This window comes from Chryseobacterium ginsengisoli (assembly GCF_039542325.1).
In the GTDB taxonomy this organism is placed as follows: domain Bacteria; phylum Bacteroidota; class Bacteroidia; order Flavobacteriales; family Weeksellaceae; genus Chryseobacterium; species Chryseobacterium ginsengisoli.
The window spans coordinates 68,164-84,993 of sequence record NZ_BAABHX010000004.1; the positions used below are offsets into that span (position 1 = coordinate 68,164).

Below are 16,830 nucleotides of genomic sequence, written 5' to 3' on the forward strand. Positions count from 1 at the left end.
AAATATATTATAAAGTTATTAAGATGGGTGGTTATTATTTGATTATTATACTTTCGATGGCTGTGAGCTGGTACGTCTCATGGAAATTAAAATCGAAATTTGAATATTATTCCAAAGTACACCTTCGAAACGGACTTTCCGGGAAAGAGGTGGCAGAGAAAATGTTAAGAGATAACGGAATTAATGATGTTCAGGTAATTTCTGTTCCTGGACAATTAACAGATCATTATAATCCTGCAAATAAAACAGTGAATCTTTCTGAAGCGGTTTATATGCAAAGAAATGCTGCTTCTGCAGCTGTTGCTGCTCACGAGTGCGGTCATGCTGTACAACATAAAGTTGGATATTCTATGCTTCAGTTACGTTCAAAGTTGGTTCCGGTAGTGGAATATAGTTCAAATCTGATGCAGTTTATTATCATGGGAGGTATTTTGGTAATGGCAATGAGCGGAAATAAACTGGTATTGGCAATTGGTGTTATTATGTTCGCTGTAACAACGCTTTTCGCTTTTGTGACGCTTCCGGTGGAGTATGATGCAAGTAACAGAGCAATGAAATGGCTGAAAGATACAGGAACGGTAACTTCTGAAGAGTTTGTAGGAGTTCAGGACAGTTTGAAATGGGCGGCAAGAACTTATGTTGTCGCAGCTTTAGGATCTTTAGTACAGCTTCTTTATTGGTTGTCTATACTGATGGGCGGAAGAAGAAATTAATCTTGAAATTCAAAAGAAATATATTGCATCTCGGAAAGCTTTTCTGAGATGCTTTCTTTTTGTGAAAGTTTTAAAGATGCAGTAACAATGCAGTTTTCATTAGCATCAAAATTCAAAACTTTAGCATCATATTTTGAAAGTAAAGTGAAAATAGTATTTTGTTGATTAAAATTAAACTGAATTTCAATTTCAGTTTCAAGTTCTTTGGTAATAATAGTAGCCTCTTCCAAGGTAATTTTTGCACACTCTTTATAAGCTTTCACCAAACCAGAAACACCTAATTTTGTTCCGCCATAATATCGAACGGAAATAACCAGAACATTTGTGATTTCATTGGCTAATAATTGATTGTAAATTGGTAAACCGGCACTTCCGGAAGGTTCACCATCGTCATTGGCACGGTAATTTTCACCATTCAAACCTATTCTGAAAGCATAGCAATGATGTGTTGCTTTAGGATGTTCACTACGGATTTTCTCCAAAGCGTTTTTAAGTTCTTTCTCATTGTTCACGGGAAAAGCAAACCCGATAAATTTGCTCCCTTTTTCTTTTAATAAAGTATTTTCTACCGGAGATTCTATCGTTTTAAAATTGAACATATGTTATAAAGAAGCTGTTTGCGCTTTGATTTTAGAATTAATTTTCAAAGTTAAAGCTTTTTTGAGAGACAAACTTAAGAATGCTACACAAAAAAAGAGAACCGTTAAAGCTCTCTTATCATTTTATTAACACGGAAAAGCGCCATCTACCCAAGGTGGTGGACAGCTCATACTTGATGGCGTTGCGCAGCATCTCTGTAAATTTGGAGGATAATAAGAACAGCATCTTGGAGCCATTCCTCCTGCCACATTTTTTAATTCCTCTCTTCGAAGTTTTTTTAGATTTTTCATAATTTTAATATTTCTAGATTTGTTTTAGTTAAAATTTAGCCTCCAATTGGTGGAGTAGGGCACAATTGTCCTTTAGGAACACATTGTCCATTACATTCAATTTGAGTATGTGGGTTACATGGACATTTTGGTGTAGGATATCCATACATTGAAATATTTGGACAATTAACGATTCCTCCGTTTACAGATTTTAATTCCTGTTTAGATAATTTTCTTAGATTTTTCATAATTAAAGTTTTAATTTGTTTATCTGTTTTATTAAAACTAAAATCGGAACTTTTTTCTGTAAAGGAAATACCATAAACATGGTAAATGATCAGATAATTTTCAAGTGCAATATTTTCAATTCATTTTTATAAAATTATGATTTATAATAAATGAAAATCCTTCTTTTCAACATTTATTTGATAAATATTTGAAAAGAAGGATTATTGAAATCGAATTTTTCTCTCTGATTTGTATTGTTCAGATATACTAATTTATAATATTAGCTAGTCTTCACAACATGGTGGCTCCACAGGAGGGTTGCATAATCCCCAGTGTTGACCGGCATCTGAAATAGGATGACAAGCACTTCCTATACAGCATTGATTTGGTCCGCATCCTTGATTCGGTAGCCATGCTGCACCACATTGGTTGAATCCTCCAATAATTGATTTTTGATCATTTCTTGTAAGCATTTTTGCGCCTTTTACATTTTTTAAATTTTTCATAATAATTGTTTTGATTTGTATAACAAATTAATGAATTATTTACATGTAAGGCTTGATAAAATTGTATTATTTTCTTATGTTAAATTCAAATTTTATGAAATTCATTTTATTGCATCAACTATTTAATATATTTTTCAATAATATTATTTCTGAAATTCAAAATTTTGTTAGGCTTAAAATTAAATTCAGGAGCTTTTGTTCCGTTTTCAAGTTTCAAATTTTCATTTTTAATAATAATGACCTCATCCCAAAGATTTTCATCAATAAATTGTTGCAAAGTAAATCTTCCGCCTTCAATAATTACAGACTGAATTTGTTCCTTATATAAAACATTCATTAAACCTGTCAGAAAATTTTCTTTATCAATTTTAATAAAATAAATATTCTCCTGAATTTCTTCTTTAATTGAATTGATAACAATTGTCTTAGATTCTTTATTATAAATGCTGAAATCTTGAGAAACTTTCAAATTAAAATCAATTAAAATTCTCACAGGATTTACACCTTCAACATTTCTTACGGTTAAACTCGGATTGTCATTTAGCGCAGTTTGTGTGCCGACTAAAATTGCATGTTCATTGGCTCTTAATTGATGAACAAATTGATTCACCAAACCATTGGAAATCGAAGTAGGTTTGAAATCCTTATCTAAAAATCCATCACCGGATTCTGCCCATTTTAAAATAATATATGGTCTTTTCTTTTCGTGATAGGTGAAAAATCTTTTGTTTAATTCAACGCATTCTTTTTCCAAAACTCCTGAAACAGCTTCAATTCCTGCATCCTGAATAATTTTTTTGCCTTTTCCGTTCACTTTGTCATGAGAATCCATTGCTCCAATCACTACTTTTTTGAAACCTAATTCCTTAATTTTCAATGCGCAAGGCGGAGTTTTTCCGTAATGTGCACAAGGTTCCAAAGAAACGTAAATAGTAGATTCAGGAATCAAAGACTTGTCTTTAACAGAATTAATAGCGTTGATTTCTGCGTGATTTTCTCCGGCTTTGTGATGATAACCTTCACCAATGATTTTATCGTTGTGAACAATCACACTTCCTACCAAAGGATTCGGATAGGTTTTACCAATCGCTTTTTGAGCTAACTCAATACATCTTTTTATGTAAAATTCGTCTTGCATATTAATGAAAAAAGCGAAGACAAATTACTTTGCTCCGCCTTTTTAGATTTTAAAATTATATTATTCTCCAGCAATAATATTGTGAAGATTTTGTTTTAAAGTTTCCAAATGAGCTTTTTTCTCATCGATCGAATTAAAAGTATCTTTCAGTAAAAGATTTTCTCTTGATGGATTTTTGAAGAATGCTAAATTGTTTTCCAATTTCACGATTTCAGCTTCAAGATCAGAGATTTGGCTCTTGATTTTTCTTGCTTTATCAGTCAGCTGATTTTCAGATAAACCTTCTTCTTTAAGTTCTAACTCATTGATTTTGTTTAGTCTAAGTTTTTCTCTCAACGTTTTGTTGAATTCTGTATTGATCGCAATTTTATCCCTCGGAACTTTTCCAATATTATTCCAGGCTGTTTTGATAGCTTCAATTTTTTCGACACTTCCTTCTTCGTCGGTAACAGTTTTCAATTCGTCAAGAATAGCTTTTTTATTCTTGTAATTTTCTTTCCAGTTATCGGTAGAAGCATTGCTTTTTTCTCTGTAATTGTTGAAGAAAGCGTTACAAGCGTCACGGAATTCATCCCAGATTTTGTTCGTCATGCTCTTTGGAACATGTCCAATTTTTTTCCAGTCTTCCTGAAGTTTTTTGAACAACGGAACAGCAATGTCCCATTCTTCGTTATTGGCATTATCCTGTGCAGTTTGGATTAATTTTAATTTTTCCTCCAAATTAGCCTGTTGAGAACCTTTTAAAGATTTATAATACGTATTTTTTGTTGTATTGAAAGCTCTTAGAATTGTTTTGAATTCGTTCCAGTTCTGATTTGAAAGTTTTCTTGGAACGCTTCCCGTTTTCAGGAATTCTGAACGAAGATCTTCAACTCTTCGGATCGAGTTTTGCCAATAATTATGATTTGGCGTTTCAGATGGCTCAGAAAGTTTCTTAATCTCAGCAATGATCTGATTTTTCTTTTCAAGATTTTGGTTTTGCTCAGTTTCAATTGCAGCAGAAAGTTCAGATTTTCTTTCGTGAATTTTGTTGGAAATTTCTTTGAATTCTTCCCATGTTTTTTCACGGAATTCTTCTGAAACAGGTTCTGCCTCTTCTTTCCAAAGTTTGTGAAGATATTGCAGTTCGTTTAATGCTTTTTGAATTACAGGCTCATGTTCAAGCTGTTTTGCACGCTCGATAATATGTTGCCTTTTCTCAAGATTGTGGCTGTATTCCTGTTCCAGAAATTCTTTATTAAGATCCAGCATCTGATAAAATTGATTCAAATGGTGGAAATAGTTATTATTAAGAATTTTGAATTCAGACTTTGCAACCTGACCTGCATTAGACCAGTCTTCCTTTACTTCTCTTATAGATTTGAAAAGGTTGGTTCCGGGCTCTGAGTTTGTATAAAGATTTTTAAGCCTTTCAATAATGCTTTGACGGTGTTCCAAATTTTTCTTCTGCTCTTCTTCCTGTCCTTTTTGGTAAGTGTCGTGCTTTTCTCTGAAAATATTCACCAAAGCTGAGAACTTTGCCTGTGAAGGATGTTCATAACTGAAATTTTCAGCTGGATTTCCGGCTTCTACATATTCATGTTTTTTGTCTTCCACTTCATCATGAATATAATGACTTGCTTTCTCTTTTAACTGGTTGAATGTTTTGAAATCCTCACCTGCATTCGGAGCATTGATGATCTTTTCCATTTCCTTAAGGGCATCAGCAAGAGAAATGTCTACATCTGCTTGTTCCTCTTCATGTTCAGCCTCAATATTATGAGTGTTTTCATCGTGAGATACGACATTTTCTGATGTTTCTTCTTGAGGTACTTCGTTGGAGTTTTTGTTTTCCTCGTTCTCAGAAAGGTTGTTTTCTGTAATCATAGCAAATCGTTTATGTGAGTGGCATTAAAATATCCCCTAAATATATAGTTAAAAAGCCAAATATAGTACTAATTTATGTTATTTTTTTTGAAAATTCCAAATTTCCCAAGCTTTTTCTGCTTGCTGCTCAAGCATGTAATATCCATTCACTGTTTTTGCTCCTTTTTCAGAGGCTTTTATGATGAATTGTGTATAGTTTGGATTGTAGATTAGATCTATAATTAGATGATTTTTAGAAAGTCCTTCAAAAGGAAAATTCAGACATTCTTCTACATTCGGGAAAGTTCCGACCGGAGTACATTGAATGATAATTTTATGATTTTCTACCGTTTCTTTATCCAAATTATCGTAATTGATCTCTGTATTCCTTGAAACTGTGATCGAAGGAATTCCATGTTTATCCAAAACATATTTTACAGCTTTTGCAGCACCGCCGTTTCCTAAAATTAAGGCAGAATCATGATGGGGTTTCCTGTGAAGAAGGAATGTTTTTTCAAAACCGAAAGCATCCGTATTATAGCCTCTTTTTTTACCGTTTTCAATCAAAACACAATTTACGGCACCAATTTTTTCTGCTTCATCGCTTAATTCATCCAAATAATCAATGATTTTTTCTTTGTAAGGAATCGTAACATTGAAACCTAATAATTCAGGAGTAGAAAAAAGATTTTCAACCTCATTGATTTCCGTTAAATCAAAAATGTTGTAAGAATAGCCTTTCAACATTAGTTTTTGGAATTTGTCTTCAAAGAATTTTTTCGAAAAAGAATAAGAAATATTTCTTCCGATCAAGCCTAATTTTTTATTGGAATCCATAGTATAAAAATAAAAAAAAGACCGGAAAAAACCGGTCTTTAGTTAAAATATTTTTTAAGTTTTAGTCTACAATAAATTTGGTAGAGAAAGAATCTGTTTTTAAGATATAATTTCCTTTTACTAAACCTTTAAGATTGATTTTATTAGAATTTTTGAAAGGATTTTCAATAGTTTCGATCAGTTTTCCTGAGAAATCGTAGATCTGAGCTTTTGAAATTTTACTTAAGTTTTCACCTTTTACAAATAATTCGTTGTTTCTTACAGGATTAGGGTAAATTGAGAAACCTGCTTTATCTTTTGATGATTCAACAGTTCCTAAAGAACCTGTATAACAAGTCCAGCTTAAATCATCAATTGCAATTCTGTTATCTGTTACAGGGTTTACAAGACTGATTACAACGTTTCCGCTTACATTAATATTGTTAATAGTAACTGCAGCAGTTGAAGTAGAAGTGTACGGAATTGTACCCACTGTTACACCATTGATTTGAAGATTTAAGTTACTTGCACTACCTGAAAATTTCAATTGTGCTTTTACAGTTAAACTTTGGATTCCGCCAGAAATTGTAGAACTGGTTAAGCTTCCGTTTCTTATTGTGATTGCTTTATCTCCGGTTCCGTTTATATTTTGGTCTGTTCTTGCGTCAGTCGCTGTCCAAGTTATATTATTACTTGTCCAAGTTTGTGTTGCATAACTAGAAGCGCTTGCCGGAATATTTGAAAAATCTTCTGTTCCGCAACTTCCTCCCGGCTGTCCTCCCGCAAGTGTAGTTCCTGTCGCTGTGTTGCTTTGTGGAGAAGAATTTCCTGCAGCATCTTGAGCGATAACATAGAAATTATAAGTTGCAGATGGATTTAGTCCTGAAACTGTTGCTGTAGTACCTGTAACAGTAGAATATAAAACACCGTTTACATAAATTTGATAGCCAGTTACACCAATATTATCTGTAGCAGCAGTCCAGCTTAATGAAATAGTATTTGAAGTAGGGTTGTTTGTTGCTAAATTTGTAGCAGCTGTCGGAGCTTGAGTATCAACTACCGGAGATCCCCAAATCTGATCAACATATTCAGGGTGATCGATATATGGATTTCTGTTTCCTTGATAAGCATATGAAGCATTATTTCTTGCAATTTCAGTTGCAGAAACCGGGTCTGCAGTATTCCAAGCTAACAACTGATTAAGTTCCCAAGCCTGTAATCCCGGGAAAGAAGAACCTCCCAACATATTTCCTGTTCCAAAACCTGAAAGCTGAGTTTCGTATCTTGTTACGAAATACAGGATCATTCTTGCAACATCTCCTTTGAAAGCATCAACCGGTTCGAAAACAATTCCCGAATATCCCGGAGAAACAGAAGTTCCTAATTTTGAACCGTTTTGAGAAGTGTAAGACGTAGGACCTACTTTTCCGAAAGGATAGTTTGATCTCATTCCGTTTACTTTTCCATCGGTCGGTCTGATAAAATGAATATCAGAAACCATGGGAGCATTACTGCTGAATAAACTTTGAGGTACAATGTGCTCTCTATTGTAGCAATCTCCTTCACTATTATAATTTCCACATTGTGCACCAGGATAACTGTAGGAATAAGGATCTGTCCCATTCGGGTTTTCAGAATAAATATCTAAAATTGTGTTGTCATTTTCCAATCCTGGAATTCCAGCGATATTATCGCGGTCAGTCGTTTGATAACCAGTATACAAACCATTATATCCATGATCAACATGACCATTCGTAATAATTTGTTTAAGTTTAGTTTTTAAAGCAGCTCCGGAAAGACCTGCAGTTCCGTCGTAATATCCCGTAGGAATCTGAGCAAATGCACTGATAAAGGCAAAACTCATTAGTAAAGAGAATAATGTACGTTTCATTTTTAAAAATTGGGACGCAAAGGTACGAAAAAATGAATGGGTATGGTGTTAACTTTTGGTAATGTAATCTTTCCCGATTTTTGAAAATGCCCAGGAAATTGCAAATCCAAATGCTGATGCAGTAATCGCAACAATTAAATAATTTTTACCGACAATTTTTACAGGGAAAGGCAATGTTTCGTTTGCTTTGAAGAATTCTGTATATTGCTGGAAGTAGCAAAGCCCTGTTCCTAAAATCAATCCTGAAATAATTCCTAAAACGACAATTAAAATTCCTGTGTAGAAATAAACCTGTCTTAAATGACTTAGAGGAAATCCTAATGAAACCAAAGATTTTGCCTGTTCTTTTTTATCTAATTGTAAAATAATAATTGCTCCCGCCAAATTAAAAGTAGTAATGAAAATAACCAAAGCGAAAATTAAATAAATAAATAATTTTTCGGTATTGATCATCTTCCAGAAGGCTGCATTTTCTTCTTCTTTGGTTTTGATTGTAATATTTTTGCCTAAAGATGAAATCAGTTGTTGCTTTACAGTATCTGTATTATCAGGATTTTTTAATTTAATAACAATCTGATAAGCGGAATGTTTTGGTAAGGATAATAATTCTTCCGTTAATTCAATCGGAGAAATAATATAATTGTCCAACTGGTCTTTTCCTGGGAAAACTCCTGTTACGAGGATGTCTTTTTTATTATAAATATCTTCTTCCTTATTAATAATACCAGTTCCGGGTTTAGGCATGAAAATCGTCGCATAACCATTTTCAGAAGACACAGGAATTGATAATCTGTTATCTAAAGAATTTTCCATCAATACCTCATTGGAATATTGAAAACTGGGATAAATTCCGTAGAAAATGTCTTTATTAATAGGATTAACCTTTGTATAAGCGGAGTCAACACCTCTTAAATAAGCAATGTCACCTTTTCCATTATAATTGATGTATACTTTCTCCTCAATTACTCTCGAAAAATTGCTTATTTCTTTATTGCTTTTTAAAATTGCATTGATTTTATTAAAATCTTTCAACGTTTTTCCGGAAGTGCTTTTAATTGTAAGATCTGCATGGAGGTTGGAAATCAACTCTTTATTAAGATCTTCAAGCCCCGAAAAAACCGAAATAATGACAAACATTGCAGTAACGGCAACCGTCATAGCGCCAACCGCCAACCACGTAATGAAGGTAACGGCAGTGCTCCCTTTTTTTGATAAAAGGTACCTTGATGCTATATAAAATGCAATGTTTTTCAAGTTTTATAGAATAGGATTGTCACCTTCACCTCTTAATTCTCTCTCCAATTTTTCAACATCATCAAGAGCAGTATCTAAATAGAAATTAAGATTAGGAATTACACGAACCTGTTTTGCCATTTTCTGACCGATAAAATTTCTGTATTGAGCTTTATTTTCTTCAATTTCCTTCATCACAGCTTTACGGTGTTCCTGTGGAAATATGCTTAAATAAATTTTGGCAATACCAAGATCTGCAGTCACTTTCACGTCTGAAACTGATACTAAAATGCTTTGTTTGCTTTCTGCAGCCTGTTTGCGGAAAAGTTCTGCGAAATCTTCCTGTATAATCTGTGCTACTTTTCTTTGTCTGTTACTTTCCATAATTTCTGCAAATTTAGTACTTTTGTTTGAATTGATACTTTGAAATTTGGTCACTGTATCAAATTTACGACTTAATTTATTTAATATTTTATGAAATTAGAACATATCGGCATTGCTGTAAAATCTTTGGGAGTTTCTGATGAACTTTTTGCAAAACTTTTGGGAAAAGAGTCTTATAAAAAAGAATCTGTAGAAAGGGAAGGGGTTGTAACTTCATTTTATGCAGCCGGAGAAAGCAAAATCGAACTTTTGGAAGCGAGTAAAGAAGAAAGTCCAATCTCAAAATTCATTGATAAAAAAGGAGAGGGTATTCATCATTTAGCTTTTGGGGTAGAAAATATTCTCGAAGAGATAGAAAGACTAAAAAAAGAAGGATTTATTTTTATCTCTGAAGAACCGAAAGAAGGTGCTGATAATAAATTGGTTGTCTTCCTTCATCCTAAGTCTACCAACGGAGTGTTGATAGAACTTTGTCAAGAAAAGCAATAAAAAGTTTTGTAGTGAAATAAATTTTGCTATTTTTGCAATCACAAAATTTAACCAAATTTTGAGGTCCTATAGCTCAGTTGGTTAGAGCACCTGACTCATAATCAGGTGGTCCCTGGTTCGAGCCCAGGTGGGACCACAATAATAAACCGTAATACTCAAGAAGAGTATTACGGTTTTAATTTTCAACATCTCCTAATCACTATCATTAGGAAATTATCAAAAAAAAATACTTTTTTAAACCGGTATAATTCTCATACATAATCTTGGATCTCCATTGGGTGTACATTGCCAATATGTTGCTCCGGTATCGGGATCAACACATTTTGCTTGTTTTTTACCAGGTTCACACATCCAGTCACCGGGAGTTTGAGTATTTATTCCACCGCTAATAGATTTTAAACTTTCTCTCGACATTTTTTTTAAATTTTTCATAATAATTGATTTTAATTTTTTTAAATTAGTTTTGAATTGGAGACTAAATTATAAACTCTTTTTACAGTAAGAAATACCAAGAATATGGTAAATCTTTAATGAGAATCTCGCCTCTTCTTTAATTTTTTTTACAGACCAGCACAATAATTTCATAATCGAAAAAATAAAAAACTCGAGATGTTAAAAATTTTCGTTCATAAAAAATTTTCGAAAAAAAATTTACTATAAAGAATTATAAAAAAATGCAACTTTTATGAAATTGTAAGAGTATCTGCATTTCAAATTTTTTTTATATCTGCGATTATTTACATTCGTATCCTTAATTTTTTAAACACAAAATATGTCAACCAACAACCAGATCAGTGTGGAGATTCCACAAACTGTTTTAGATGAGGTTTCACAGAAACTTCAGGAGTGTAAAACCCTTTTGGCTCCTTATCTTTATGGGCTTACCAAGGACGAAAGAAAAGGACTTTTTAAAATGGGAGATAAAACCGTAGCCACGGTACAGAAAGTGAAAAGCTATCTTACGACCAATCCGGAATTTGCTCCCGGCTATATGGATAAGCAGGAGTTCCTGAAAGATGAAGCGGTAGTTACAAGGGCTAAATCCTATATCCAACGTAGCAAGACAGCTATCATCGGATCTTGATGATACTATTATGCTTGCAGGAAGTGAAGCATTGGTAGCAGCGATGCTGTATTACGGAATGTCTAAACAGGCAGCGACGAATGGTGTAGTAACGGCAAAACCAGTGTATGATGATCTTAAGCAAAGGTTTACCAGAAAAGGAAATAAGACACTGCCTTCTACAGAATAATCATTCTCTGATTTTTCATCTGTAACTGTTTAAATATAATCTTTCAAGAAACTTTAATCTATTTTTTGCGCAAATTATATCTTGAATTTTCTATTTATATGATTTGATTTATTTAAACAGAAATCTGAGCATCCGAAAGGATGCTTTTCTGTTTTAAAGAGAGTAACTGTAATTTATTAAAAGCTCAGTTGAAAAAAAAATCCCTGACAAAAAAATGACAGGGAGTAATTTGAAAAATATATTTTGTGATGTGATGGTATTTTCATAAAAACAAACGTTGTGCCTTTCATTTGTATTTTTAGATAATGTGGTATGAAAAGTATCTTGCGTTATACTAAAAGAGTCTCGCGAGATATAAAAAGAATCAAGTTTGATATAAAAAGTGTCTAGCGTGATACAAAAAGAGTCTCGTGAGATATAAAAAGAATCAAATTTGATATAAAAAGTATCTTGCGTTATACTAAAAGAGTCTCACGAGATATAAAAAGAATCAAGTTTGATATAAAAAGTATCTTGCGTTATACTAAAAGAGTCTCGCGAGATATAAAAAGAATCAAGTTTGATATAAAAAGTATCTTGCGTGATACAAAAAGAGTCTCGAGAGATACAAAAAGAATCAAGTTTGATATAAAAAGTATCTTGCGCTATACTAAAAGAGTCTCGTGAGATATAAAAAGAATCAAACTTCGATATTACATCAAAAAACAAGATTGATTTTATTTATTATTTAAAATTTAAGAAATTTTATAAAAGTATAATGTGATCAGTTTGAGAAATATTTTGTAAACTTGCTATGTAGTTTGAAGTTCCCTACAAGCTATCAATGAACACACATACACAAATGAATGAAAAAACAAACCATATCCCTCAAAGATAATGCTCCAAAAATCAATTTTGGCAGTTTAAAATCTCGAAATTATTCAGTATCAGTAAAATATTTTGATGGAGAAACAACATCTTCTTCAAAAAGAATTGATTATGAAACTGGTTTTACTATAACCCCAAACAAGAACATTTGGCTGCTAGACATTCACAAACATAGCTTTTGGTTTGACGGTCATGAACCTGATTTAATCAGTGAATTGATTGCAGATGAATTATCTAAGACTATTTATCCTGTTCAGGCAAAAATTAATGAGCAGGGTACTTTTTTAGAAATATCCAACTTTAATCATATTGTTAACAGTAGATGGTACAGAAACAAACTAAAAGCGACTGAAAAATATACAACCCAAATTGCCAAATCATTTTATGATGCATTTGAAAGAAATCTTGAGAACAGAAATGTTTTTGAAAAAAGTATGCAGTATGATTTGTTTTGGAATTTGCTTTTCCATCCTAAATATATTGATTACGGCAATGAGCATTCAGTAAAAACAGATTTATATTTAGCTGTTGTTCCTTACGAATATCCGATACAGTTCACGGGCAAACAAAAAGTTAACACTGAAATTACAGATTATCATTCGGTAGAGATTCATTTCAGATCTGATGAGATGAAAGCACATGATTATTTTATTCCAAAAAATAAAATCGCCTCAAAAGATAATATTTTCATGAGATTGGATGTGTATTATGATTTAGATGTTTATTATCTTTTTCCGATGCACACAAGAGCTTATTTTGAGGTGTATTCAAAAGATACAGAAGGAAGAAAGACTCCAATAAAACGAATTGAATTTAGTCAATATCAGCAGGATACAGAAGCTAATAAAATAACCATAGCTGAAAAAAGAAGTCCCTTTCAGGTGTATGAGGAAGATGAAAATGAAAAAGAGATCTATAAAACTTATGAAGGTAAAAACTATACTTATCAGGAATGGAAGAAGTTTGAAGACGAACAATATAAACTCTATAAAGAGAAGAAATCAAAAAGAGGTTTTTGGGATTTTCTCGGATAATATGAAATAAAATTATTAACCTAAAAACAAACACAAAATACGATGGCACTAAAAGAAATGATCGTACAGGGAGCAACCTGTAAATGTAATTTCGGTACTACTCCCGACAAACTCAAAGTTCTTACCCAAAGTAAGTATTACCTGAATGACCACGAAGGTAAAAGTAAATTAGCAGCTACACACAAAGACATTGGAGCTACTTTTGAGAAAAACACTTTTGGATCGTGCAAAAAAATGAATAACAATCCCTGCACAGCTATTGTTACCGCATGGAGCGGATATTATGATAAAGTATTATATGATCCGCCAAAAGGCTATATTCTTACCGAAGACAGTAAAGCAACCTGTCCTGTTGGTGGAAAAGACTGTATCACTATTATGAAATCGGGACAGGTGGCGGAGCCTTCTAAGCAGAATTTCAAAAATGCAGATGAGGAATTGCAGTCTCATATCCTGCCTGTTGTCAATATGAAGAATTTTGAGAAAAAAGAACCTTATAATCACTTGAAAACAGATTAATTATGGCAAAGATTATTGGTTGTAAATTCGACAGAGACGAAGTTATAGTATATGGACGTTCCAAAAAGCCTATAGATCCTCATAAAGCTAAATTATTAGAAGAAGAAAGAAAAAGGATAAAAAAAGATGATGTAATAATTGTAGATACAGGTTTTACAAATAATGCCAAATTTTATGTTGATGCATCTTGCTTTGAGGATAATAAAATTTCACCAAATGTAAAGTGGACAATGGCATATCAGCACGCATTTTATGATGCCAGTACAAAAGGTGGAAATATTCCTCCTGAACTGTGGGCATTAAATGAAGGAGATAAATCCATTAAATATTTAGGAATGGACAAGCATTATAAAAAAGGAGAATTTCTTACAGTTAAATTGCTTGGAAATAGTGAATCTATGTATTATTATGGATATATACAAAAGGTTATTGTTTTTACGGATAAACCAGAAGATGGTTTTACATTTTATATTATTCCTGTATCATATCCTCATATCAGTTTCGCCCATTTTGAAAATAGCGAGAAAAACTGGCAGTATGGAGAAGCTGTAAATTTGTTGGTGCATTATCATAATTTATGCTCTACAGATAATAATATTTTGTATTCGCAGGTTTTTGTAATTGAAAATAATAATAGCAACAAGGCTATAACAGCGGAAGAAGGTAATGAGATTGATTTTGAAAATATAAAACACGTAAGTGTTTGGTCGAGTGAAGAAAGCCCAATGCCCGAAATTGACAAGCGAGAAAAAGGAGTAAATTCTTTAGGAAAATATTCCATTTTAATTGATTACGAAAATTGGAGAAAAGGAGAGGTTAAAGAAAAACAGTTTTCTGTAATCTCAGTTGTGTACGCAAAAAAGTACGATTATTGGGGAAACGTAACTTATAAAGTCAAAAGATTTAGGAATTTTTTGGCGCAGCCTACCAATAATCTATATCAATATGATTCCAAAACGTTATCAATTAAAGATATAGATATTAAGGAAAGCTCTATCTCAAGCAGGATTGTAGTACAGAAAGATTTTATAAGTGAGATCTTAGCCAAGCGAGAGATTGAGAAACACAACATGATTCAATACATCGGTGATATTGAATACAACCGAAAAGAAAATAACCCCTGTGCTTTTTCTGTAATAACAGTAAACGATGGAAAAAATGATATTGAAATTTTTAACGAATACAAACTCAATAAAAAAGTTGATGATGAAACAAGCAGATTTGTAGATATTGTTGTCGGTGATAAAGATAAAAAGAAAGTAAAAGTAACAGCAAAATTTAAGAAAAATAAAGATGCTAAGCCGGAAGCTGTCCGAACACTACAAAACGGACATTCGTGCCAGAAAATCCTAAATGATGGAGAATTCCATAATGGGATTAATGATGTCTTTAAAATGGGATGGATTGTGGGGCAATGGGTTCCGTCCAAAGATCCTGCACTTTTTGCAGAACGGTATATGAAAATGCTGGGCTTAGGAAATAAACCTAAGTTTTATAATCCTTCCAACGGTTCTTCTTCTCCAAAATTAGAATGGAATAAACCAGATCAAGATGCAAAAGGGATGAAGACTTCTGAAGACGAGCAGAAAAAGTACGAAGCAGTTACAGTTGCAGGTATACAGGGATTAACAGATAAAGATTATACTATTGATGAAGGAAATGATTCTATTACTTTGGAACTGCAGTATATATACAATAAAATGTATAACAGTAGAATCTCATATTACCTGTATGAGGAACAAAAATATTTGAAAGAAGGTATTTTATCGGATAATTTTAAAAATCTTTGGGTGGTAGACTATCTATTAAAATGGATAAAGAATGAACCTTTGGAACAGATTTATTTCGTTCCCGTAACTACTTGCAGATATCCCAATCAGATTGCACAAATTCGTGTTTTCCCGGATATGAAATGGGTTCTTAATTTCAACTATAATATTGAGACACCTCTTTATTACAAGTCATCTACAGCTCTTGAAACTTATTATAGCGGGTATAATGAAGGTTCTGATATTGTAACTTCAAACAGTAGCAGAAGAGCAGCAATACAGGAGAGCAATACTACAAATATTCTGCAACCTTATGCAGGAACAAAAAGCAGTTTTGGATTATCTATAGAATGTGAGGTAAGTGGAGAAGATGATGTGATAAATCTGGGAAAAGATTTTGCTGAAAAATACAGGAAAATGCTGTCTCCATTCTTATCTATGATTAATACATTAGATAGCAGTTTTGGAGTGTCAAAGGCAGAAACTGAGCGTAATGATCAAAGAAATTCTTCTGATACTAGCAAAGGATTATTTGATCGTCTTAATTCTTACCCTTGGAGTTTTGAACTGAAACCACCAAGTTTAGGAGTTGGTTTAGGAATTGGTTATGCTACTTCGAAAAACGGTATTATCACCTATGAACTTGATGGTAGATTGAAAGCTGATCCAATTATTGGGGCAGATGTAACATTGGATATTCTTGCTTTAGGAAGTAAATTTAAACCATGGGGAGCAATCATTGATGCTTTGGATATAGCTTCTTGGCTGGCTAATGCTTTTAGCGGTGGTCGTTTAGAGCTGGAGTATAAAATAGAAGTTAGATTTTCGGCAGAAGTAAAACTGGTAGGAAAAAAAATAAAAGATGCCGAAGGTGATGAGCCAGCTGTTTATGAATCAGAGGCTAATATGAAATATAATTTTGCAGATAAAACGTTAGATTTTAATGGGGGATTAGAAGGTAAAATATTAGGAGAAATTGAAATAAGCTTATCTGTTCGATTTATGTCCAAAAATAAAGTGGAAGCAAAGCCTGAAAATGACAAGCATAATATTGCGGAAATTGGAGCTGGTGTTCAAGCGTCATCATATGTTGAATTAAAATGTCCGTTTAAATTGAATAAAGATGGAAATTTAGATATGGATTTTTTCTTTTCAGGAATAGAATTGAAGGTTTGGTTTAAAGCAAGTATTAATGATAAAAATAACGATGAGGAAGCAGATATAAGCAAAAAAATAATTCCTCATTTTAACGAAATTAAAACATTTAAATTTTAGT

18 protein-coding genes and 1 tRNA gene are annotated in these 16,830 nt (G+C 32.7%); 8 read left to right on the forward strand and 11 right to left on the reverse strand.

Annotated elements, in window-relative coordinates:
• Positions 1–23: 23 nt before the first annotated feature.
• Positions 24–713: a zinc metallopeptidase gene (locus ABD940_RS13570; protein ID WP_345204917.1), complete on the forward strand. Its 690-nt coding sequence runs from the start codon at positions 24–26 to the stop codon at positions 711–713.
• Here ABD940_RS13570 and ABD940_RS13575 read toward each other — a convergent pair.
• The 10 genes from ABD940_RS13575 to rbfA all read right to left on the reverse strand — a co-directional run bounded on the left by ABD940_RS13575 (position 710) and on the right by rbfA (position 9,623).
• Complete coding sequence (locus tag ABD940_RS13575) at positions 710–1,312, reverse strand: IMPACT family protein (RefSeq protein ID WP_345204919.1); 603 nt, start codon at positions 1,310–1,312, stop codon at positions 710–712. The two genes, ABD940_RS13570 and ABD940_RS13575, sit on opposite strands and share 4 nt — an antisense overlap.
• A 126-nt stretch (positions 1,313–1,438) precedes the next feature.
• Complete coding sequence (locus ABD940_RS13580; RefSeq protein ID WP_345204921.1) at positions 1,439–1,603, reverse strand: bacteriocin-like protein; 165 nt, start codon at positions 1,601–1,603, stop codon at positions 1,439–1,441.
• 35 nt (positions 1,604–1,638) lie between these two features.
• Positions 1,639–1,830, reverse strand: a complete 192-nt coding sequence (locus tag ABD940_RS13585; RefSeq protein WP_345204923.1) for a bacteriocin-like protein — start codon at positions 1,828–1,830, stop codon at positions 1,639–1,641.
• Between the two features lie 264 nt (positions 1,831–2,094).
• Positions 2,095–2,316 carry a hypothetical protein gene (locus ABD940_RS13590; protein WP_345204925.1) on the reverse strand — a complete coding sequence of 74 codons (222 nt, stop codon included), beginning with the start codon at positions 2,314–2,316 and terminating at the stop codon, positions 2,095–2,097.
• 118 nt (positions 2,317–2,434) lie between these two features.
• Entirely contained in the window at positions 2,435–3,454 is a 1,020-nt protein-coding gene (ribD, locus tag ABD940_RS13595) for a bifunctional diaminohydroxyphosphoribosylaminopyrimidine deaminase/5-amino-6-(5-phosphoribosylamino)uracil reductase RibD (protein ID WP_345204927.1), read from the reverse strand.
• A 60-nt stretch (positions 3,455–3,514) separates the two neighbouring features.
• Positions 3,515–5,320: a DUF349 domain-containing protein gene (locus ABD940_RS13600; protein WP_345204929.1), complete on the reverse strand. Its 1,806-nt coding sequence runs from the start codon at positions 5,318–5,320 to the stop codon at positions 3,515–3,517.
• A gap of 78 nt (positions 5,321–5,398) precedes the next feature.
• The gene (locus ABD940_RS13605) at positions 5,399–6,136 is read right to left on the reverse strand and encodes a shikimate dehydrogenase family protein (RefSeq protein ID WP_345204932.1); all 738 of its coding nucleotides are present in this window, start codon (positions 6,134–6,136) and stop codon (positions 5,399–5,401) included.
• Positions 6,137–6,197: 61 nt separating this feature from the next.
• Positions 6,198–8,006 carry an endonuclease gene (locus tag ABD940_RS13610; RefSeq protein WP_345204934.1) on the reverse strand — a complete coding sequence of 603 codons (1,809 nt, stop codon included), beginning with the start codon at positions 8,004–8,006 and terminating at the stop codon, positions 6,198–6,200.
• Positions 8,007–8,054: 48 nt separating this feature from the next.
• Positions 8,055–9,260 carry an ABC transporter permease gene (locus tag ABD940_RS13615; protein WP_345204937.1) on the reverse strand — a complete coding sequence of 402 codons (1,206 nt, stop codon included), beginning with the start codon at positions 9,258–9,260 and terminating at the stop codon, positions 8,055–8,057.
• Between the two features lie 3 nt (positions 9,261–9,263).
• A complete protein-coding gene (gene rbfA / locus ABD940_RS13620) occupies positions 9,264–9,623 on the reverse strand; it encodes a 30S ribosome-binding factor RbfA (protein ID WP_345204940.1) in 360 nt (119 codons plus the stop codon).
• A gap of 90 nt (positions 9,624–9,713) precedes the next feature.
• Here rbfA and mce point away from each other — a divergent pair, with 90 nt between their 5' ends.
• Both mce and ABD940_RS13630 read left to right on the forward strand, forming a co-directional pair.
• Positions 9,714–10,112, forward strand: coding sequence for a methylmalonyl-CoA epimerase (gene mce, locus ABD940_RS13625; RefSeq protein ID WP_345204943.1), 399 nt, complete (start codon positions 9,714–9,716; stop codon positions 10,110–10,112).
• Between the two features lie 62 nt (positions 10,113–10,174).
• Positions 10,175–10,248 (forward strand) — tRNA-Ile (locus ABD940_RS13630).
• A 98-nt stretch (positions 10,249–10,346) separates the two neighbouring features.
• Here ABD940_RS13630 and ABD940_RS13635 read toward each other — a convergent pair.
• A complete protein-coding gene (locus ABD940_RS13635) occupies positions 10,347–10,544 on the reverse strand; it encodes a bacteriocin-like protein (protein WP_345204945.1) in 198 nt (65 codons plus the stop codon).
• Between the two features lie 340 nt (positions 10,545–10,884).
• Here ABD940_RS13635 and ABD940_RS13640 point away from each other — a divergent pair, with 340 nt between their 5' ends.
• The 5 genes from ABD940_RS13640 (at position 10,885) to ABD940_RS13660 (ending at position 16,829) form a co-directional block, all read left to right on the forward strand.
• Entirely contained in the window at positions 10,885–11,196 is a 312-nt protein-coding gene (locus tag ABD940_RS13640; RefSeq protein ID WP_345204947.1) for a hypothetical protein, read from the forward strand.
• Positions 11,197–11,206: 10 nt separating this feature from the next.
• Complete coding sequence (locus ABD940_RS13645; RefSeq protein WP_345204949.1) at positions 11,207–11,365, forward strand: hypothetical protein; 159 nt, start codon at positions 11,207–11,209, stop codon at positions 11,363–11,365.
• Between the two features lie 845 nt (positions 11,366–12,210).
• On the forward strand, positions 12,211–13,266 hold the full coding sequence (locus ABD940_RS13650) for a hypothetical protein (RefSeq protein ID WP_345204952.1): 1,056 nt from the start codon (positions 12,211–12,213) through the stop codon (positions 13,264–13,266).
• 42 nt (positions 13,267–13,308) lie between these two features.
• Positions 13,309–13,785, forward strand: a complete 477-nt coding sequence (locus ABD940_RS13655) for a DUF4280 domain-containing protein (RefSeq protein ID WP_345204955.1) — start codon at positions 13,309–13,311, stop codon at positions 13,783–13,785.
• A 2-nt stretch (positions 13,786–13,787) separates the two neighbouring features.
• Positions 13,788–16,829 (forward strand): hypothetical protein, encoded by a 3,042-nt coding sequence (locus tag ABD940_RS13660; protein ID WP_345204957.1) that lies wholly within the window; start codon positions 13,788–13,790, stop codon positions 16,827–16,829.
• The last annotated feature ends 1 nt before the right edge of the window (position 16,830 follow it).